The 22223-nt window shown below is 31.4% G+C and carries 12 protein-coding genes; 4 read left to right on the top strand and 8 right to left on the bottom strand.

Annotated elements, in window-relative coordinates; translation table 11 throughout:
- The first annotated feature begins 446 nt into the window (after positions 1-446).
- Together GIY83_RS14655 and GIY83_RS14650 are read left to right on the top strand one after the other, a co-directional pair.
- Entirely contained in the window at positions 447-686 is a 240-nt protein-coding gene (locus GIY83_RS14655) for a hypothetical protein (RefSeq protein ID WP_208682112.1), read from the top strand.
- Positions 687-789: 103 nt separating this feature from the next.
- Positions 790-942, top strand: coding sequence for a hypothetical protein (locus GIY83_RS14650; RefSeq protein ID WP_194616303.1), 153 nt, complete (start codon positions 790-792; stop codon positions 940-942).
- Between the two features lie 1262 nt (positions 943-2204).
- Here GIY83_RS14650 and GIY83_RS14645 read toward each other — a convergent pair.
- The 5 genes from GIY83_RS14645 to GIY83_RS14625 all read right to left on the bottom strand — a co-directional run bounded on the left by GIY83_RS14645 (position 2205) and on the right by GIY83_RS14625 (position 6365).
- Positions 2205-3128, bottom strand: coding sequence for a HipA domain-containing protein (locus GIY83_RS14645; RefSeq protein WP_208682110.1), 924 nt, complete (start codon positions 3126-3128; stop codon positions 2205-2207).
- Positions 3121-3435, bottom strand: a complete 315-nt coding sequence (locus GIY83_RS14640) for a HipA N-terminal domain-containing protein (protein WP_194616301.1) — start codon at positions 3433-3435, stop codon at positions 3121-3123. Before GIY83_RS14640 ends, GIY83_RS14645 begins: the two co-directional genes overlap by 8 nt.
- Before the next feature lie 3 nt (positions 3436-3438).
- Positions 3439-3648, bottom strand: coding sequence for a helix-turn-helix domain-containing protein (locus tag GIY83_RS14635; RefSeq protein ID WP_208682108.1), 210 nt, complete (start codon positions 3646-3648; stop codon positions 3439-3441).
- Between the two features lie 407 nt (positions 3649-4055).
- Positions 4056-4721: an IS6 family transposase gene (locus tag GIY83_RS14630; RefSeq protein ID WP_208682106.1), complete on the bottom strand. Its 666-nt coding sequence runs from the start codon at positions 4719-4721 to the stop codon at positions 4056-4058.
- 156 nt (positions 4722-4877) lie between these two features.
- Positions 4878-6365, bottom strand: a complete 1488-nt coding sequence (locus tag GIY83_RS14625) for a hypothetical protein (RefSeq protein ID WP_208682104.1) — start codon at positions 6363-6365, stop codon at positions 4878-4880.
- Between the two features lie 247 nt (positions 6366-6612).
- On the opposite strand from GIY83_RS14625, the gene GIY83_RS14620 reads away from it, so the two are divergent.
- Together GIY83_RS14620 and GIY83_RS14615 are read left to right on the top strand one after the other, a co-directional pair.
- Complete coding sequence (locus GIY83_RS14620; RefSeq protein ID WP_208682103.1) at positions 6613-7569, top strand: hypothetical protein; 957 nt, start codon at positions 6613-6615, stop codon at positions 7567-7569.
- On the top strand, positions 7544-8275 hold the full coding sequence (locus GIY83_RS14615; protein ID WP_208682101.1) for a hypothetical protein: 732 nt from the start codon (positions 7544-7546) through the stop codon (positions 8273-8275). The genes GIY83_RS14620 and GIY83_RS14615 overlap by 26 nt, the downstream gene beginning before the upstream one ends.
- A 266-nt stretch (positions 8276-8541) precedes the next feature.
- Here GIY83_RS14615 and GIY83_RS14610 read toward each other — a convergent pair whose 3' ends face one another.
- The 3 genes from GIY83_RS14610 to GIY83_RS14600 all read right to left on the bottom strand — a co-directional run bounded on the left by GIY83_RS14610 (position 8542) and on the right by GIY83_RS14600 (position 22211).
- Complete coding sequence (locus GIY83_RS14610; RefSeq protein WP_208682099.1) at positions 8542-9612, bottom strand: tyrosine-type recombinase/integrase; 1071 nt, start codon at positions 9610-9612, stop codon at positions 8542-8544.
- Positions 9613-9681: 69 nt separating this feature from the next.
- Entirely contained in the window at positions 9682-10344 is a 663-nt protein-coding gene (locus tag GIY83_RS14605; protein WP_208682097.1) for a hypothetical protein, read from the bottom strand.
- A gap of 2 nt (positions 10345-10346) precedes the next feature.
- On the bottom strand, positions 10347-22211 hold the full coding sequence (locus GIY83_RS14600) for an RHS repeat-associated core domain-containing protein (RefSeq protein ID WP_208682096.1): 11865 nt from the start codon (positions 22209-22211) through the stop codon (positions 10347-10349).
- Positions 22212-22223: the final 12 nt, after the last annotated feature.

The raw sequence follows: 22223 nt of genomic DNA, 5'->3' as shown, positions 1-22223 counted from the left end.
ATACTCAAAGGTTTGTTTTTATTCTTTATTCAAAAATAACAATTTATCAATCTAAACAACCAGGTATTTATACCTGTTTATTCCTACAAAAATAAATTTAGCCCCAATAGAAGGTAAAATTCTTTTGTGCCAGGATTAGGTGCAAAAGATTTGGAATGAATGCTTCGACAGTTCGCCTTTTAGGTTCGTGCATAGAAACCAGCTCCTAAAATAAAAAAATGCCGTAATACCTAAGTCTTTCAGCACTTTCAAACAAAGCAATAATTAATTCAAGTTGTTGGTTATAAAACAAAAAGTAAGATTTTAAAATTGTGCCACAAAATTGATCCATCTTTTTTCTCAAAAATCGGCAACTAAAGCAATAGAATTCCCTGGAAATTCTCTGCTACCAATAGGCTCTTAAAATTTTTAATTCAATTTGATTATTAATTTTAAAACTAGATAATATGTTAAAAGTAATTTTTTACCAGAAATCCGACAGAGTAAACAAGAACGGCGAATCTCCAATCTATGCCCGTTTGAACTACAATGACAAACAGATTTCAATTTCAACCGGACAAGCCATTTCAAAAGAAAGATGGGCCAGCACTAATAACCTTAGAAACCAGCTTAAAATTGAAAAGGAAATAGTAATCAAAAATCTACTTGATCTTTCCCAACTCAATGCTGCCAAAAAAAATTACTGAACTCTTCAAAATTGATCCTGAGATCAACCTTCAATTATTAAAAGCTGAACTCACAGGAAAAGTCAAAATCGACTAGCCTGAAGGACCTTCCATAATTCAGATTATGAATACATACAATGAATTTTTCACCAAAAGAGTAAATACTGGAGAGCGCGCAACGGCTTCACTGCAAAAGTACAAAAGAGCAAAAGGTCTTCCTTTTGAATTTCATCGCCACTACCTACAAAAAGGAAGATATGGAGAAACTGAAATCTAAGTTTAGGTGACATTTGCTTACCACAAGACTTCTGAATTTGAAGAGTCCTGAAGAACTTCAATGCATTTAGAGCAAAAAAACAAGTTGAAAGAGATCAAAAGTTTTGCAGTATATTTCCAATTGCGTCCGCACTGCGGACGCAATTGGCATGGACACATATTCTTTTTAGTTTTTAAAACTTATCCAGTTTACTAATTTAAACACGTTTTTATTTCCCAATTGAACGGCAGAGAAAAGATAAAGCCGATGACGCGGTGTTTACTTGATTAAATATCTTGCAAAAGAAGAGCAGCATCAATACGGAACCAGATTTCATACTGCTAATTAAATTGGTATCGAAAATTTTACAGAACATTTCCAATTGTGTCGGCAGTGCGGACACAATTTAGCTGGACACAATAGAAGCTCCTGCTATCTATTGATAATGAAGAAAAAAGAGAGTTCCATATTGCCGAAAACAAAAAAAAGAATTCGACATCACACCAGATGTAACTACAGATACAGCAGTTTATTTGAAAGGCTTCTAAGGAGCAATGATCAAGAAAGTGCATTGGCAAACTGCACAAAATGAAAAATCACCTTTAGATGCTCTTCAAATTTCTTCTAAGCTCATTCTTTTATTTTTTTGAAAATACATTGCGTATCCGTAGTCACTATTTGTTGTTTTACTTAAGCTGAAAATTGATTTATTTCTTACAACACTAAAAGCTGATATTCGAACAACATTAAAAGCTAATTAACATACAGCACTAAAAGCTAATGATCTGGGGCATAAAAATGAACCAGGTCACAATAGAGCGTGTCACTTTTTTTTCAATTTTAGATTAAGACTAGTTTATTTATTGCTAAAAATTTCACAGATAATCGGATTTTTTCCGATTATAGCATAAAAAAGCAACAATAATAGACTTAAAATATTGAATCAGAAAGTTAAATAAGCGACCATTGAATAGACATTTTATTATAGCATTTTTTGTACGAACAAATTATGAATTCACAACCTCTCTTACAATTTTAGTCCATGATAATCATAATTTGACCTTCCTTTTAAATTATAAAAACTGCCTTCCCAAAGCAGTTAAAAAAAAAGACAGCTCGGAAATAATAACAAGTCCCATTTATGTTTACTAATTTTAACAATACCAGATATACTAATTAAAACACGTTTGATTTTACTATTTTTTTTGCAAAACTAATAACTAAGCTAATATGAGAAATTGGACTAACAATTAAATCAATACAAAATTCAAAAATATCAATAACTAAAACCTCGCCAATCGTTCTTTCATCAATTTAAGATACTTTTCTTTCATTACTTCAGACAAAAATGAAATCTCAATTAATTCATTCCATTTCGTTGTCTTCTCAAACATTGATTTTAAAACGCTATGGATAATTTTATCATTTAACCCTAATCTTTCTTTTCCAAAATAATCAATAAAATCACCCGCTTTAAAATTGCTTTTTTTTCCTTTTAATTTAAGAGCCATTTCTTCCTGTGGATTTTTAATAGCAATAGACGAATTCAGGAAATCATAAGCAGGCGTTAGAGTTGTTTTTCCTGATTTTGTTATCAAGGAAAAGTTTTTGAGATGCATGTCTTCATTACCAGTGATAAAACAGAATAGGATTCTCTTAAAAAACTCTGCTTTTTCAATTGAAGGAAATGTACAAAAGTCCTCTATTACTTTTACAATTTTCTCCATCGTAAAATTATATTTAGTATCTCTGGAACTCCCTGTCAGCTGTGCAAAATCTTCAGTGGCATATTTCCTGCCTTTACCATACCGGTCAAACCTTTTTATGAAATAAGATTTCGAATTATCTTTAGAATATATCAGTCCGTGAAGCGGTACTTCAATTCCATAAACCTTAGCCATTCGCATAGTAAGATCTTCATTTTCGGGTAATTCAGGAAATATATCGCTCTGCGGTTTGATAATAAAATTACCGTACTGATCTACAATTTCAAATTGCTGTTTTTTAATCGATAATACGGCGCTTAATTTAGGCTGAACGCCCTGAATTGATAACTTAGCTGCTCTATTTACTGCTTCCTGACGTAGTTCTGATGCAGAAAAAGGAAGCGGTTCTAATGAGAGCAATTTAGAAGATAATAATTTCAAGCCTTCTATGCTATACAGATCTCCTCCGCAAGGTTTATAAGTAATTGGGCATCTATTCATCGCTTTCAGCTTTAACCGTTACTGCCCCCACCAGATCATTTCCTACAGCCATAAGCTGTGAAAAATAATCTTTCTTATCTATTTTATTTATTTTTAAAAGACCTTCAAGCATTATACCCTCTGGTAACAGCCCTTCAAAAAACGGCGGAAAATCCAGAAATGAATAATTTTTGTGGGAAGATGGCATAGTTAATGACACGGGCTCTGAAGAATAATCATCATCATAGATAAATAAATATCTTCCGCTTTTTTCTTCCATAAGCTCACCCGCCCTGGTACCGTGAACATAAACTATTGCTTTTCTCATCTCTTATTTTTTTAATGGACTTATAAATTGAATATCAATATTCAAAATATTCAAGACTGCAATTATACTATCCCATCTTACTGATGTTTTATTCTTTTCAATATCAAACACAGTTGTTTTGCCGATACCTGCCAGATCTGCTAATTGAAGCTGCGTCAGTCCGGCAGCTTTGCGATGTCCTTTAATTAACTGCCCTAAATCAAAATCATTCATAATTACTGTCTAAGCAGTAAATATAGTTATTTTTTATCTTAAAAAATCTAAAAACTATAATTTTTGATATATTTTACCGCTTTAACAGTAAATAGTTGAAATATTCAAATTAATCCAAGGTTAATGCATCAATCAGAAGATATTACTGCCTTAGCGGTAATATTTGTTGACAAACAGAGCTTATACATATTTAAGACGACAAGTTAAGACTCAAATTAAAATTATAAACATAGACATATCATCGTATAAGTATTTCAAGTTTTGTAGAAAAATCGTGGCACATCGATTATTAGAAAATAAGAAAAAGGAATTAATGATAAGGCAAAATGAAAATCTAAGAGATAGTAAAAACAATGGTTCTGTCGCATCTGTCAGAATCAAATATAACACTTTTAGTAATTTAAAAGTTAGGCCGCCAATTTACAGAATGATCTAAACATAGTTATCCCTGGTTCAATGATCTGATTCTTTCTCAGCATATGGAAAACTTCAATTCCACTCAATGTTTGTATTGCCGATTCAAAACTTTTAAAGCCTAACCCGTTTTGTATCCTCCATTTTATAAATCGATGGTCCTGTTCGACAATATTGTTGCCATATTTACACTGCCGGATTTTAATCTTTGAGAATGAACGTTTGTTATAGACTTTGATCGCTGCAGTATTAGAACTGCTTTTATCAATGTTTATTACTCTTGGCCGGCAATTATTATTAATTGCTTTAATTAGAAACAACTGAGCGCTCATTCTTTGTCTTTTTCTGGTCAAAAGAAAGTCAACCGTATTACCTAATTTATCTACCGCTCGATATAAATAACACCATATACCTTTTACTTTGATATAGGTCTCATCCAATCTCCAGCTCGTCCCCACTCTGTCTTTTCTCTTCTTCATTTCTAACTCGATGAAAGGTGTAAACTTATAGACCCAGCGTTGAATAGTAGCATGATCAAAATGAACTCCGCGCATTTTCATGATCTCTTCAACATCCCGATAACTAAGTGTAAATCTTAGTTTGAAATATACTGCCTGAAGAATTATGCATTTTGGATAACAATGACCTTTAGTATTCATCTTTTGATCGGTTTAAAATTCTAAAGATAAAAGTTATTCCCAGATGCGACAGAACCCAAATTTTATCGAATCATAAACGATGTATATTTTGTTTTGTTTTAGCTATCAATCTATAAAACTTATCCTGATATTTATCATCGATAACGAAAGCAAATCTTAATCTTTAAATAATAGTACTTTATAATATTTCTTGTTATCTGTTTCTACCATCCAGATTCCCTCGTCAGAATAAAGTGTTTCAAAATACAATCTATCTCCCTTTTCTGGGATACTTTTTAGGTAATCCATTACTTTTGAATTTATACTTACAGCTGCAAAACCTATTTGAGAAAAGGTTTTATTTTTCAATTCTTTGCAGTCATAAGTTTGGCTAAGAAAGTACTTGTATTTACCATGGCTTAAGTTGTTGTTGTATTCAATAAAACTGCTTTTAAGCACAGAACCTGATGTTTTATCTATAATTGCTGCATTTGTAAATTCTGTAAAAGAATTAATTGAACATGAAAAAATAAGATTTTTATTGCAATTTGATAAATTTACTTGAAAGTCAGAACTGTTGCGAACCTTCTCAAAATAATCCTTGCTGTCTATGTGGTTAACAGATTCCCACAATTTGTTTCCGTTTTTGTCAAATTTAAAAACGTAAAATCCTTTCGGGAAAGCTTTACCTCCTATTTGTTTTGGAGCCTGATCACTAAAAAGCCCATAAATATACATCTCTCCGTTTTCTTGATCTTCATAATAATTATTAATTGATAAAACATCCAAAGCATACGAGTCGTTTATAAAACGGACACTCTGCATACTTTGAGTAGATGTATCAGTCTTTAGGCCTCCACCATTTGAAGAGGTAATAAAATAATTATTGTTTAAGTGAATGGTAAAGGGTTGCGTTTTTATTTTTTTACCTTCAAAATTATAGGCTGTTTTGTATAAAATAACAGTCTGCGAATCTGCCGATAGTGATTTGGTAATCAAATCAAAGTTTTCATTATTATTTAATCTACATACAAAAGTTGGTTCGAAATCGGTTTTAGCAAATTGATCTCCTTTTACTAATGTAAAATCCGGTTTTTCTAATTTTACTCTTGTCTTAGAATTGCTTTTAATTTCGATAACCTCTAAATAGATATCTTCTTTTTCCAAGCTTTTAATACGCCAACTATTTTCAGCATTTGTGAATCCTAAAATATATAGATCATTGAAAGAACCTTCAAAATCATTTACGCTGGCTGAAGCATCATAAACATTGTTTCGATTATAGCTTCCAAAATACTTAAAGTTGATATCTTTAAATTTTTCTTTTGTGATCAGTTGTTGCTGACCATCTATTATAAGATTATAATCTGGTGTCCAACTCTCATCTTTAGGATCACTAGTCACATAAGATTTTTCAGTTCTAGAAAAATTACAATATCTTCTTGTGTTATTTTCATACAAAAATGTTTTTTTACCATTCTTATCTAAAGTAAAAGCCGAATTCCCAGTGGACTTAGAAGTGATACAAAAAACTATTTTTTTTGAAATTGGCAGGTATTGAAAAAATCCAGGCGAATTTTCTTTATCTATTTTTTCATCCAATAAAACAGTTTGGGCTGATAAATTGAAAGTTGCTAAGAGCATACATAAAAGTATTTTTTTCATACAATTTGTTTTGTTAATTTGATATCAAATATAAAATATTTTAACAAAAAAAAACTTCAAAAAAGAAATGTTTTTCTTAAAAAAAATGACCTGCATTTATCGCGTTTCAATTACTATTTATTCAATCATTTTCTTAACTTTGAAAATGCAAAAAAATGCCTAAAAGCGTATTTTTACAATAATTAAAACAGTAAAAAGTTCTCATATTTAAAGGGTTAAAAAGCAATTAGATTACTATCCTTTTGGAATGCTCGTGCCGAACAGACATAAATCTGCGGATGATTACCGTTATGGGTTCCAGGGACAGGAAAAAGACGATGAAATTAGAGGCGGTGAAGGAAATTCGTTGAATTATACTTATCGTATGCATGACCCGAGAATTGGCAGGTTTTTTGCCGTAGATCCACTAGAAAAATCATTTCCATGGAATTCTCCTTTTGCTTTTAGTGAAAATAGAGTAATGGATGGTATTGAATTAGAAGGATTAGAATTTGTAAAAAAACAAAACCCAAAAGCAACAGCTTTATTAATTGTTCCAACTGATGCGGGAACAAAAGGTTACACCTGGACTCCAATGTATGAAGATGCATTGAAGAATAAAAGTGTAGACATAATGAAAGTATCAAACTTAAATGATATTCCAGATTATCTTAAAAAAGGAATTAAAAGTAAATATAAAAATCTTTTATTTGCTGATCACGGGACCGTACCATATTCTGGACAAGTTATAGGAGGTCCGTCGTATCATATAGGTGAATTAAAAGATGGACATACAAGGAATTTTGAAGCAATTTCAAATTATCTAACAAAAGATGCAAATGTTATCTTTTTAGGTTGTTTTGTAGGTGCTCCACAATATGGCGGAGTGGAATATCTCAAAACATCAGCAAAGGCTTTTAATAGAAAAGTTTATGGGAATCAAGGTGAATCTTTTATTGGTTACACATTTAAAGATCTACCAATTAGTGGCTATCCAAGAACCTATGAATCTTATTTTAAAGAAGGTATTGAAAATGTAGGAAAATGGTCATTAGTATTACCTAGTGGAAAATTAAACGAGAATATTGGGAATATTAAAATTGATGCGTTTGGAACTCCTTCAACAACCACTGAGATTTCATACAAGCCCTTACAGGAAGATATGAAAGAAATATTAAATAAATTAAAAGCTAAAAAAAGTGAAAAGAAAAAGCCAAGGGGTTAAAGCCATTATAATTTTATTTGTTTCAAATTTTTTCTTTTTATCATGTAATAAAATAAAGGATCGAATTATTGAATCTAATCATTTTGATATATATAATCTAGATCAAAAATCAGATTTTAAAAAAAGTACAAATTGGTATTGTAAATATTATTATTATAATGATACTATAAGGAAAATTACTTTTTTTAATAGTAAAAATGATACGGTAATTAAAACTGATTCTGTCATATACACAAACAAAAAAAAATATTTGATAAATGTATCTTCTATTATATTTGATTCTGTTAAATTAAATATAATTAAAATCACATTTACCAAGGGAAGGAAAATTCAAAGACATTTTCTAGTACAAAAAGAAAATAAAGTACATTTAGTTTGTGTTGATATTGAAAAAAAAAATATGATGTTTCTTCGTAAAAGAATAGACACAAACATTCACAATATTGAATTTAAAAACATTAATGACTACTTAAATAAAATCGAAATTTCTGAAAATGAACAATATTATTTTTCCGATTTTAGAAATTATAGAATGTATTATAAAAATAGAAAGTTATATACAAGTATGTCGCATTATTTTAATGGAGGTAATACAAATGATTTTCCAAAAGAATTTGATTATAATTTCAACAATGAGTATTTAGATTTAGACAAAAATGATGACTTAAAATATCTAATGGACAAAACTTCTTATATTGAAAATTAGGGTAACAGACTACTCTAATGTAATAATGTAAAGACAGCGTGGAAATTCTTTCCGTTCCGAGTTATTATATTAGACATAAAATAAAAAAACTACAAACATAAAAAGTTGTAGTTTTTTTTTTATACCTAACTCTACGAAAAGTTTTAATAAATAAATTTGTTGTTTGCTGTGCGAATGTCCAACTTCACAGTAACAATTGGGTACATAGAACATTTTTAAAACAAGAAAACCTAATAGTAGAAATAATTCCAGTGATAGGTTTTACTTTAATAACTCTCCAATTTTCTATGAACTTTTTCAATTTCTTTATCCATATAAGCCTGCGCATAATGCACATATCGATTAAAAGAAATGCTGGCATGACTATGTCCACTAATTTTGCGAACTAAATGTTCTGGCATACCTAAAATTAATAACGTTGTTATAGCAGTTCTACGCATCATATGAGAACTCATCTTATCGCAAAAGCGATTTTTTGTTGTATCAGTTTTTTTAGTCAAAAGTTGAGTTTTACCTTGCCTTTCTCTTGAAACTTCGATAGGATTAGTAAAACCAGCAAGCTCTCCAATATGTTTTAAACACTTATTAAAATTGAATAAGCTCGTATTTCCAAAAAGGGTTAACTTATTGTTTGGGGAGGTATACCGTTGAAAAATAATTATTGCATAAGCTGATAGTTTAATAAAACTAAAAGTTTTAGTCTTTTTAGACTTGAGTTTTAAATACCATTCCCCATCAATTTTTTCAAAGTTTTTATTGGTTAATAAAAAGATATCAGAGTAACGCAAACCAGTAGAACACCCAAAGACGAAGATATCTTTGATGCGTTTATAACTTGGTATAAGTGTTTGTTCAAACTCTTTGTCATGAATCAAAAATTTCAATTGTTCCGGAGAAAGTACAAAGATTTCAACTTCTTCTTTACGGACGTAAAACAAACGTTGAAAATCACCTGTATTTAAATCTTTATCGTTTTTTAAATAGTTAAAAAACACACGAATCACTTTAATATTTGCTCCAACATAATTATCATGACAACCTTTTTTATATAAAAAATTTGTAAATTTTAGATAAAATTTTTTCCAGTAACTTTTCTCGGATGTCAATTCGCGTTTGTCAAGTTTCGAAGCATCACAAATACGCAATTCAAATTTTGCATAACTTGAAAACTGAATAAGATTATTTAATACATATTTATAGTTTTGTATGGAATCTGGTTTTATTTTTTCCCCATTTTTTTTGAGTCGCTTTCCGCTTTCCGTTTCTTTTATAAACTGTTTGAATAAGGGAACAATTGGACTCGTTTTTTTCATGTTTATGATTTTTTCAAAATACAATTTAAATAAAAGTAATGGAGTTGTAGCAAAAAAAGTACAACCTTTAAAGGTTGTACTTTTTTTAGTTAATTATTTTATATTGTCTTCTATTATTTTGCAATCATATATCATTACAGTAGAATAATACACTTCTTGATCAAAAAGTTGAAAATTGAAATCAAAATACACTCTTTTTTTAATTAACCTTTCTTTTACCTCCTTATTTGGCATTAATACGTACCCATTGGATTCAATTATCAAAGGAGTCTTTCCTTCGTTTTTTAATGTTGGGAAAATTTCCTGAAGTAACTCTTTTCTGAATTTTTCTTTAATTCCATTAAATTCTATTTTTCTTATTTCAACAAAATCTACTATGTTAGACGGAAGAAATGATATACAATCAGTATTTTTATTTCCATTAAATATTCTTTTTGCTGCTATAGTGTCATAATATTTTTTAAAAATTTGAATATTTTTTATTTGTGGTATTATATAATAAATATCTCCTTTTTTTTTCAAATACTTAAGAATATTTTTCTTGGTACTCGAAATTTTGATAATTTTTTTAATTTCGGTTTTTTTTAAATTTACACTAGGTTTAAAAATAATATTTGCAATTTGATAATTTACAACACTATCATTTTGACTTACAATATTACCAAATTTAACATAGTAACCATAATCATCGTAACTTTTCTGGGAATACATATTTGCTGTAATGATTGCAAATAATAATAAATAAATTTTCTTCATAATTACGGTGTAGGACTTACTGTTACATTTTCACGAGTTGGTGTAGAAACCTTATCAGGTGATAATAATTCAAATACATTCTCATCAAAGTCTATTCTACTATTTCCCATTGATTGATTATCCCATCTTGATTTTAATAAGTTTATAAGATCTGTGTAAGTTGGTGGACCAAGAGGTCCCAATGTCATAACTCCACTCGTACTAAAATATTTGGTAGTTTCATCTTTACCAGCTGTATAAGTTTGATTATGTTGTAAACCAAAAGTATGTCCGATTTCGTGCGCAATTACATTAGCATTACTTCCACCATACATAGGTGGATGCCCTTTTGCAACCAAAGTAGCAATTTGCTCTCTGAAAGTTCTAGCATTACCTTTAGATAGGCCGGAAAAATCGTCTGTTATGGTTGTTGTTTTTGAACTTATATAATTACCATCGGATTCTCCTGCTTTTATATTTAATGTAGTTGAGCTTAGAACCGTTTCACCTTTTTCATTAGTTTTTGCGGCCCATATAAACTGTTGATTATCTACATCCTCAGTTCCGTCTGCTTTTAGATTACCACCGTATACATTCGAATATTTTTTTAGTGACTGTGCTTTCAACGCTTCTTCTAATGAAGCTTTTTGTTCTACTTTAAAATTTAAGTGTACTGTAAATTCAACGTCATTCAACAATACCTTACTTCCATCTAGAACTTTCCACAAATCCATACCACTTTGTATTTCAGCAGTATGTTTTTCAGAAGAGGTATATATAACATAATTTATCTGCATAATTTTATTACCTTTTTCATCGATGAAAATTGTTATTGTAAAATCTCTTCCATCAGAATCCTTAAACATTAAAGGACTATTTCGAGCAAAAGCATAAGGAGATAAAGATGGATATTTACCTTCCTTGGGATCTCTAGAAAACCATCTTCCAATTCTTGGATCATACATTCTCGCTCCAAAATCAATACTATTACCTTCTCCTCCTTTAATTTCATCATCTTTTTCCATCCCATTAAATCCATAACGGTAATCATCCGCAGATTTATGTCTGTTCGGCACGAGCATTCCAAAAGGATAGTAATCTGAGTAACTAAATATATCAGGACTAAAGGTAGTAAAAGCGACTGTATTTTCTGTCGATTCTACACTTGTTGTTACATTATCTATAGCAAACAACTCAAAAGCACCATCTTTAATTTTAGTTCTGTACCACTGCAGATTACTTACAACTCCCTGCGCAGTAAATGTTATACTTTGTCTGCCTGAAATATTATCTGTTTTTTGAGCTATCGTATTTGAAAAATTCATTACTTTCAAATTGATACCCGACGATGAAATCAAATCTAAATCATATGTTATTGTATATTTTTTACCGGCAATAGTACTCATAGAGTATGAAATTCCAGAACCAACATCGCTTACGCTCGCTACTAATTTATTAGTATTTGTAGTCACACTCACTGTATTTGAAGCTCCAAGACGATTCCAATTAGCGCCATCTGTGATACTTGTCCAACCTGTAAAACTAAAATTATCAAGTGTTTCCTGACTTGGTTCATTAGCAACTTTAATAAGTTTTCTGTCACTAATTACACTTAGTACATTTCCTAAATGATTAGAAAGTTCATAACGCTTGTCTCCTACCAAACGAATTGTAGTCTCAGGAATAGCGACCACAGTTGTTTTACCAACACCTTGATCTAATCCTTCGCAAGCGTCACCAATACCATTATTATTGGCATCTTCCTGAAGAGGGTTGTTTATTGTTTTACAATTATCACAAACATCTCCTACTCCATCTTTATCGTAATCTGCCTGATCATAATTTGGAATTAATTTACAATTATCACAAGGTCTAACTATTCCCTCTATGATTACATCATCTCCTCTTCCATCTCCATCGGTATCTGTTTGAAATGGGTTGGGATAAGCGCAGTTGTCGCACACATCTCCTACTTTATCAGGAGCAAAACCTAAAGCGACCTCAGTGGTATCTTCCTGCTTAGGATTAAATACATCCGGACAAATGTCATCTTTATCTATTACACCATCTCCATCGCGATCTTTATCTGCCAATCCACAAAATGTAGTACTATAACCAATACTATTTAATGCCATAGGAATATTAGTAGATGATATTGGATGATTGTTTACATTATTTGTAATACCAGGTCCTTCATCAAAACTAAATGCATTTATCTTTATTGGATCTGTTCCTTTTCCGTTACTAATGCTATAGGTAAAATCACACATTTCATTTTTTAATGAAAGTTTATTTACTTTATATTCATTTGGACGATCTTCAATTTTTGCAGCTCCCAAAGTGTTATCTGGCATATTAATTTCTAAACGTCTGTCATTTCTTTTTAAGTTTTCATCATTCTGTCCAGTCAAAAGCAATTCTGTTTTTGAAACAGTAGAATAAATGTTTCCATTTAATGTAATTACAACTTCATATTCAGCAGTCTTTGTATTTAATTTAACTTCTGCATTAAAGTCCCATTCTCCTTCAGGAATCGCTTTAGTTTTGGTATCGATTGTATAATCAACCTGCTCGAGATAACTTCTAAAAGAATATTTCTTTTTTCCTTTTCTATTATAATCATGATGTACACGACGGTATTTTATCAATGATACTGTTGGTACGTAACCCGCACTTTCTTTTCTAACTGTTAATAATACAGTACTTCTATAAGAAAATGAATTCGATTTTGGAAAACTACCTTCTTTGGAAATACCATTTAAGGCTGCTACTGATAAATCTACATTAGCACTATTAGTGGAACCTATTTTAAAATGAGAGCTTAATGTAACCGCTTTTGTTTTAAGTGATTTATTGTTAAACAAATTAAGTTTACTATTTGAATCTGACCATGTTGTAAACCCTGTTGTAGTATCAAATCCCAGACCAAAAGTTGGCGGTACACTTTCTTGACTCACCATCGCAAAGGCAGATCTGGCACTCATTAAGTTCGATTTTTCTGCAAATGCTGCAAAATCATCTTTGGATATTTCTTTATTATGCTCGTATTGTTCTATACCTAAACGACTGCTTCCATATATAGATTGTTCAACAAGGTAGTAATTAGACACACCTGCTGCTGTAACCATTTCATAGGTACTCATAGGATTTCCTTGGGCATCACGCTCGTAATATGTAATTGTTGTTGACGTAGATGTAACAACTTTTTTAGAAGTTCTATTTCCTAAACCATCATATTCAAAACTTATTACCGTACCATTCTTTTTAGTTACTTTATTTACTTTACCATCAACTCTCCAGTCAATATCAATTCCTTCCAGTTTATCTGAAGTTAATTGCCCAATTGCATCATAAGTATAATTATCATCAGATTGATTATCTATGTCTAATGAAGTGTCATTTAAGTTTTTGCTATTTGTAAAAATACCAGCTCCAACAGCATCTTTTACATTTTGTAATTGATTTGTCCTTGTTTTATAATTATAAGCTGATGGATCTCTATCCAGATGAGTTTTATTTAAATAATTGTATGTTAAATGATCCATCTCGACAATAGAGCCATCTTCCTTAGGTGCAAAACGATTTAACTTTTGTAAATTTCCGTTTCGATCGTACCAGTAATTTGATTTGTATGAAGGCGTTGAAACCCCGGCAAGTATTGACTGGCTACTCATGCTCTTAATACGATTAAGCTGATCGTAGGTATAATGATTGAATTGAGATGCTAATGGATTTCCGTTAAGATCCGCTAATGTGGTTACCATATCCTTGATATTTCCATTATATAAATTAGCGGCACTCTCGTTATTTCCGGTTTTAGTCAAACTAAAAACGGTTGCATCGGTCGTATTTGATCTCGAAAGATAATCTCCTTTATAGTAATTCAAAGCAAATCCAAATGCATCTTTCGCTACATTTAATCCATCTTTACCTGCGTCTGAGTTAATCTTTAACTCTTCGGAGTTAACTCCTTTTAGCCATCCTTGAAGTGTGTAGATATAATCTAAACCTTGCACTTTTTTGTCTCCTATTTCTACACGTGCCAACGGACCATGATCATAATAGAGGTAATTTGCTTCTTTCTCCCAGATTGTATTGTCTTTACTGGTATAAACTTGCTGTATTCTATTATCTGCATCATAATCATATTTATGAATAAACTGATCCACTTTTTCAGGCTGATAGGTTACTTTATTTACATTTCCGCTTATTAGATCATAATCATAAACAATCTTTTTAACTTGCTGATTTAATGCAGTTAAATCGCCATTATTATTGGTATGATGCAGCATTTCTTTTACATTTCCGTGCACATCATAATCGTACAAAATAGCATTATTGTAAGCACTTGAAGCCTCAACAGAAGTAAGCTCTTCCATTAATTGATCATAATACAATATGGCAGTAACTCTTTTATGGCTGTTATTTACACCATAGTCTGTGAACCAGGTTTCTGAATTCTGCATTGGAAGATCGTACAAAGTTTTTGTTACTTGTTCGGTTTTTAAAGTGACATTATATGGATAATGATCTTCTACAGCATCCACTTTAATTAAATCTGCTTTTGGTTCAAGACTTACTGCTAATCTTCCTAATTCATTAATTACTGCAGGAGTTTTTAATGTTAATTGTCCTGCTTCCATTATACGTCCCAGCTTATCATAGCGCGTGTAGCTAAGCTGAGATAATGTTTTTTGTTTTTCATTTTGTGACGCTATAATTCGACCCAATTGATCATAAGCAAACACAGTTACTCCTGCATCCGGAGTTTGTTGCCACACCAGTTGATTTAATGAGTTGTAACGATATTGCGTTTGCATGTCATTTAGAGGAACTACTTTTATTCCATTTACATCTGCCAAGTCAACTTTTTCTGTATCATTTGCTCTTACGCTATCAATAGTAAGATCTGATGTAGGGGCTAATCTCTTAACTCCTTCCGGCGGTACTGTCTGAATTAAATTTCCTGCCTGATCGTAATAGTACAGCGTATATTGATATTCCTTGTCCGAAGCTGTTTTAGTAAGCTTTTCAGTAATTCCTTCTAATGCTTCCTTTGTATAGTTTCTAATGAATTCTTCTCTTTTAGCGCTAAAAAATGTGTCTTCTAGCTGTTGTTTATTAGATGCTTTTACAGTTGCCGCATACAATTCGCAAGGAGTTTTTATACTTGCGTTTTGATCTTCCAGACTAAATCTTGGAATCATTACCGCAGGTACACATTTTTGGTAATCTGCCACATATTTATCTGCAAACTGATTCCATGTGATTGCTTCCTCTGTAGGATTTGGCACATCAATTCTAACTAAATAGTTAAAATATTCATTAATTACACCATGAGTATCTTTGTTGCCATAATGTAATCTTGTCGCCCCAAATTTATCGATACCTAAAAACAAAGCGTTAGAACTTTTAATTGATCCTTTTTTAAATTCTTTTAGCTTGGTTAAATAATAAAGGTAATCATCACTGATATATCCGAAATTAGCTTCACAGAAATAAGTTCCATTTATATTTAAATTTTCATCCAGGACATACCCAGGAATTATTGTGTTCAATTCTGCTTTAAATGCACTCCATTTCTCTGTACAAATTACTGGTTCTGGAATTGCCGGAACACAGATTGCCGGACAAGCAGCAACTGCTTTACTTAAACTTCTGGCAGATCTCGAAGTAACAGACGGTAAATTATAACCTGTTATTCTAATTGTACCATCTTCATTTTCTATTGTTTCATAATAAGGCTGGTCACTTAATGCAAAGTCTCTTAATGCAGACTTTGATGCTCTAAGCGATGCTAATTTAAAACTAAAGAAATTACATATCTGGTAGGAATAACCAGCAGATTCACTTGAATGAACATTATTATAAATATTCACTTCTTCATTTACTGCTTTATTATTAATATCTGTATAATAAACTTTTGCAGATACTTCATCAGTAATATCCAAATAACCAATTTTTTTAATTGCATTGGCATCTTCAATCTGTAAGCTGATACTGGCATCGGTTTTATTGGTTGAATTCTTAAATACTATTCGATAAAAAGGTGTATCACCACCCTCAGGAATGCTCTTAGAAACCGTAAATGATGTAAGCTCAATGGGCGTGTTGTATCCAACTGGTCTTTGCGCATAACGAGTATTTCTTGCTACCTGAAATTTCTCAATCAAACCTGACTCACCAATAAAATGACTCATCTTTAAATTAGCAGCCGAATTTTGTGAAATCCCAAATGTATTTTTTTCTATAGCTTCACTTATAACATCTCTTAAATTTTCTTCATAATTAGACTCTTCAGATTTAGAATTTTCGCATGTAGTAATCATTGATGGAACTACAACAGGTATATAATCTTGGAGGGATCTACAAAAATCGAATGATTTTGATGTAGTCGATCTTGGTGTAAAACTTGTTAAACATGCAAATTGTGGATATACTGTAACAGTGTTACCTATTTTATCTGTATAAACAATTTTAAGTCTATTTTCATTAATTATGTCAAGAGAATTAATAGTTGCAACATTAAAAAGAGGAAGGTCTCTAATATCAATAAAATTTCTTCCTACATCAGCTCCCACATTAAGGTCTGACCATCCTATTGATACCATGTTACTGAAAGATGGCATAATAGATATATTATAATCTGTAAGAGTAACAGGTAATTTGTAAGTAGGGTCTGTTGTTTGATCATTGCGTCCAGACTGAAAAAATTCAATTAATCTAGATGCCTCAATAAACTTAGACATAGCTGCATTATTAACTGATAAAGTATTTGGTGTACTGTAACTTCCTGTTGCAGGAAACTGAGAACCATATTGATCAATACAATCATTCAAGACATTAAGAAGATTGTTCTCGAAAATACGTTCTGGTTCTGGTTTTGTACAATAGCTTACAGATGTACCGTTATCACAATTATCTCCAATTCCATTTCCATCATGATCATCTTCTCCACAAGGAGCGCAACAGGTAAAATATAATGGGGCTTTTAAATTACCAGTAGAAATTTTTGCATTAATTTGACGTATTCCTATAAGTCCTTTGAGTTTAATTTTTACTAAATTAGAAGAACTACTTGCCAATAAACTTCCAATTGATACTCTTGAGATCGCTTTTGTTCCCAAATGGGTATTACCCAATTGTAAAGTAACACGTTTTTGATAGTTTACCGTAATATCAGCATTGTACCCTGCACTATATCCTGGATTATTCCATGTAACAATATCGCCAGGCTGAATTCCCAAATACTCATATAAATATCCATTAGTAAAGTTTGAATTATTTACAAGATTTACATTACTCCCCACTAAAGTTCTACTATTTTGTAAATCAAGTATTAACTCATTAAAAGCATTGCTAAATCGTTCTTGTTTTCCACAACTGGCAGATAATGCATTTGCAGGGGAATAGTCGGCTATATTTATTTTTGTTGTTCCTTCTACTAAAACCTCTTCGGGCGTATAACAATCGGGTGAAGTTCCTTCTCTTTTTATTGTAGCAATAATTTGAAATTTATAGGTTCCAAAATTCCTGTCATAAGAATTTGGCAGATAATATAGATTTTTAAAATCTACAATATCTTTCCAATCCAGTGCAGTTGTTACACCACATGGATTTACATGATTACTTGTATTTATAAATTCTAAAATAATAGGAGTAGAAATTGGTAAATCACCACTTGTAAAACCTATTGTCAACTTATTTGACGTATCTTTTGTACTGACAATTTTTGGTGTTTCAAGAGAAGTACTTAAATTAAAACCACTATTTACCTGTGCATCAAAAAGACTACGTGTCAAATAAGGCATACTAGTTGTTGGAATTCCCTGAGGCACAACTAATCCCTGACTTTGAATTGTTCTGTCTACCATCCCTTTTAAGAAATTCTCTAAAGCAAGATAACTTGGGCTTTTTCCTGTCTCTAAATAAACTCTTGAATCTGCCTCTGCTGTTGCAACTGCTAGAAGATCCATGTCGTCCATACTAGAATCATAACCATAATCTGCACCAATAAAACGTTTTTCTTTTAATGCAAAAAGTGCAGAAAGGGCATCAGAACAAGCTAATTCAACTTTTGTACTTGATGGATTAGTTATAGGTACCGGAACAGCGTCTGGATTTGGTGTACGGGCAATTAAATCCAGAATTCTTTGATAATTTGTTTTTGTTTTACCAGATGCAACTCCAGTATATTTCTTTAATAAGGTCACAAAATTATCAGAACTTTCAGGATTCCCGATACACTCGTTATAATTATTGTTTTTTATGGCACTAATGTGTGCTAAAACAGTTCGTGTTTTGTCTTTTAGTCCAACATAGTTAGCTTTAAAATTGGCCCAAATTCTTTCTTTTGTAGTCAATTCTGCAATATTATTATTAATTCCAAGAGCCCTGATTTTATTTAATAAATCAGCTTGTGAAAGATTCATAAAAGAATTGTAGGCAGATTCAGGCGCAATACCATTTGAAAAAACAGCAAAGTAATACGCTGTTTGAAGCATATTCATTTTTTTTGTACCAGTTTTCATTCCATCAAAATTTGATGTAAGGGCCTCACGCATTATATCTTTACGCACTGCAAAATCTTCACCATTCTCACCATTCTCACCATTGTATGAGTTAGGGGAATTGTAAAAAGGATCCTCTGTAGTATCAATATTTAATAATTTTTCTAAAATTCCGTTTGATGCATAAACAGATTCGTCTATCTTTTTTGTTTGGGCATTATAAGATTCTTTCTGGAAAAGCTCTGCATCAAATGAATTTGAATTTAATCCCGCACTATTTAGTTTATCACAAATTCCTAAATTATATGCATAATATTGGTATTCGGGATGAAACTTTACAAGAGCATTTGCCCAACTGTTTCTCCAGTTACTTACAAAATAAGCAACCTCTTTTAGGTACTTTGGTTCTGCTAAATAGTCATTTGGATCTTCACTTTGAGGATCGTGCTTTAATGCAGTCAGACTAACTCCTTCTAAAGCTGGTTCAAAAACGGCTGCTTCCGGATGTCCCGCTACTTTACTTATTAATTTTACTTTAACATATGAAATAGATCCATCTTCTTCTTTATAAAATCCTCCCTCAGGATTTTTCCATGAATTATTACTGATCTTTACAGTAACATCAAGACCTGTATCTTCATCTTTATACGTTTCTGTAGAAAACCCACCATATGATAAATCATTGTTTATATTAAATACACTTACCGGATCAAGAGGGGCATCAATGGATGGATTATTTTTAACATCTTCATCACTAACATCAGACTCTGCTTCAAGTCCTTGGACAGAACCGTATTGTCCGTGAGGGCTAACATCTCTTAGCAGCATATCAAGATTAAGATCACATACATTTACCGGCTGCTCACACAATTCTCTACAACCTTTTAGCAAACCTCTAAATTCAAACTTGAAGCTTTTTTCATAATTGTCACGATCGTTCTCATTAAGTTCCAGAACGGTCAACATATTCTTTTTTACATAGTTATTTTCTGCAATAACTATGTAAGATTCTCTACGAGAAACGTCTCCTAACTTATTATCATTAGAAAGTGTTGCCTGAAATGATGTATACTCTGCATCTGTAAGATGACTGCGTACTAAACCTTCTTCACAACTTCTACAAGTTATAGTACAATCTGCTGCTGTAACATCAGCTTCTAAAGCTGTTAGATCCGGAAGACAAATTTTATTATCTTTTAGTTGTTTTATATAATCATCTGCGTAAAGATTTAAGATAGTATTATCAATACTAAGATCTTTACTTAAAGAATAAGCTCCTACACTTAAAAACTTACCCTGATCTAATGCATTAAATGTTCTTGCAGGAAAACTCAACGCAGATGAACTATTTGCACTTAAACTATATAATCCAATTTTTGCTGATAAAGCATCTGCACCTGTCAATAATTCATCTGCACAATCATTTTTAAGACTAATAGACCAATCATAAACAAATGGATAAAATTTACCGTTTAGACAAGCATCTGTAAATGCATTTTTTGTTTTATCAAAAGAATATTCAAAAGTAACGGCCTTACTATTAATCACTGAAATAACAGAATTTAATTTTATTCCGTCTTTTAATACACTATTTTCTCCAGAAGCATAAGGATCATTGTTTGACAAGAGATTGGATGTAGTGGTAAGATGCAAACTTGTATCTTTTTCATCATCTAATGCTTCTAAACTTCCTTGTCTATCTCCTGCCATAGCTGTTGCTACAGTTCTTCCCTGAGGGTCTAAATAGCTAACGCTTATTTGGCCGTTGGGATCAATTATTGTATTTTTTTTATAATGGGAATAATCACCAACTTTATATCCAAAAAGCCTATTTAATTCCTCTTGTGAAGGTTGAGAATAAAAGTAGCGCATTTCATGCCCTTTTCCTATTTGATGATCTGGACCTACGCCTCCTTTACTTTTAATTCGGCCAGTATTATCCGGAGTATATTCTATTTGAGAAAAAGGATATCCCTGAGCATCGGGAACTAAATCCTGAAAAGTATTACTGATTGTATTATTTGTCGAATAATATTTACCAGATCCATCTCCATTTGCAATTGTAGGAACTAGAATCGGTTGGCAATTTTTAATACTATCTTTTAAATCCCAATCAAAATCTTTATGAGAAAATATTGATCCTTTTGTGTTTTTATTTAGATCATTGTAAAAATGAATTGCTGAAGATTCTAAAGGACTTGGCAGTACTTCGATAGCTGCTCGACCTTGATTATCATAAATTACCTCACCAACTATTGCTTTATTATTTGAATTTATTTTAGTTACAGTTTGACGATTACGTAATGATCCGTCAAAATAACTGACAACTTCTTTTTTCTTTCCATCTTCAGCAAATGAAGCTTGATATTGCCAGTTTTTTGCCCCTAATTCATGAGATTGGTCTATTTCAACATACGTCCAATCACTAACAAAATTTAATCTTTTATTAATTTCAGAAACAGACCATCTTCCATTATATACTTTTGTTAGATCATCCAAAAATCTTCCAACAGCCCTAACCCTGTAAATTACATAACCACTAGAGTAGACAATAGGAATTCTGTAAGAAGTTTCTTTTGTCTGGATTCTTGTGCTATTTAGCATAAAATCTTTCTCGGTCAAAGCAATGTCTTTACTATCCTTCTTGGCAATGCCGTTAGCTCCAAAATTATCAATCCAGGTCCACTCTAATTCATATTCCAGAGCCGGTGCGTTTAGATTTTTCTCCCACTTAATTATTAGTTCATCTGCATTGCTGGCAGCCGATGCTTTTGAAGCAGTCGTCCCTGTATACTTAATAAATTCTGCGCTAGGTAAAGCGGTAGTATTTTGTAAATTATAATATCGGTCTGTATTAAACTTTAATGCCAGATATGGAGCGTTGTGAATTCCAGGAGACGAATATGTTATTGAAGTAACTTGTACTGTTGCTTTATGAATACCTGGAAGTTTATAGACCAAATAGTCATTTAGTTTAGCTCCTTTGGTTACATTATCATGAGTTATTTTTAATGTAATTATAAAGGGATCATCATGTTGTTTTAATTTTCCATTCTCTATATAACTTAAATCTTTTAGTCCCAAATTATTATAAGGAATTATCGAAAGCTTAATAGTACAATCGTATATTTCTTTATAAGCATTAGCATTGGAAATATCATCATTGAATCCAAAATGAATTGATACGGCATCATTTACCGAAACAAATAATTTCTTGTCATTTAAATCTGAAAATCTAGGATCTTCTACACTTAATAATGGATTTTTTAGTAATTCATCGCCCTGCTTATAATCTGTTTTTCCCTCCTCTTGCTGTCCAAAAGAAAACAAACTAAAAAATAAAAATATTACTACTATAAAATTTTTGTTGATATACATATATCTATAATT

It is taken from the genome of Flavobacterium sp. SLB02, assembly GCF_009664855.1.
Classification (GTDB): Bacteria; Bacteroidota; Bacteroidia; order Flavobacteriales; family Flavobacteriaceae; genus Flavobacterium.
Note: the sequence above shows the minus strand (reverse complement) of the source record. Positions and strands in the feature narration are given on the sequence as shown.

Bases quoted from the DNA above. Each gene is read 5' to 3' on its own strand.
- GIY83_RS14605 (WP_208682097.1), bottom strand. From the start codon at position 10,344: ATGAAGAAAATTTATTTATTATTATTTGCAATCATTACAGCAAATATG.
- GIY83_RS14600 (WP_208682096.1), bottom strand. From the start codon at position 22,211: ATGTATATCAACAAAAATTTTATAGTAGTAATATTTTTATTTTTTAGT.
- GIY83_RS14640 (WP_194616301.1), bottom strand. From the start codon at position 3,435: ATGAGAAAAGCAATAGTTTATGTTCACGGTACCAGGGCGGGTGAGCTT.
- GIY83_RS14655 (WP_208682112.1), top strand. From the start codon at position 447: ATGTTAAAAGTAATTTTTTACCAGAAATCCGACAGAGTAAACAAGAAC.
- GIY83_RS14650 (WP_194616303.1), top strand. From the start codon at position 790: ATGAATACATACAATGAATTTTTCACCAAAAGAGTAAATACTGGAGAG.
- GIY83_RS14645 (WP_208682110.1), bottom strand. From the start codon at position 3,128: ATGAATAGATGCCCAATTACTTATAAACCTTGCGGAGGAGATCTGTAT.
- GIY83_RS14635 (WP_208682108.1), bottom strand. From the start codon at position 3,648: ATGAATGATTTTGATTTAGGGCAGTTAATTAAAGGACATCGCAAAGCT.
- GIY83_RS14620 (WP_208682103.1), top strand. From the start codon at position 6,613: ATGCTCGTGCCGAACAGACATAAATCTGCGGATGATTACCGTTATGGG.
- GIY83_RS14625 (WP_208682104.1), bottom strand. From the start codon at position 6,365: ATGAAAAAAATACTTTTATGTATGCTCTTAGCAACTTTCAATTTATCA.
- GIY83_RS14630 (WP_208682106.1), bottom strand. From the start codon at position 4,721: ATGAATACTAAAGGTCATTGTTATCCAAAATGCATAATTCTTCAGGCA.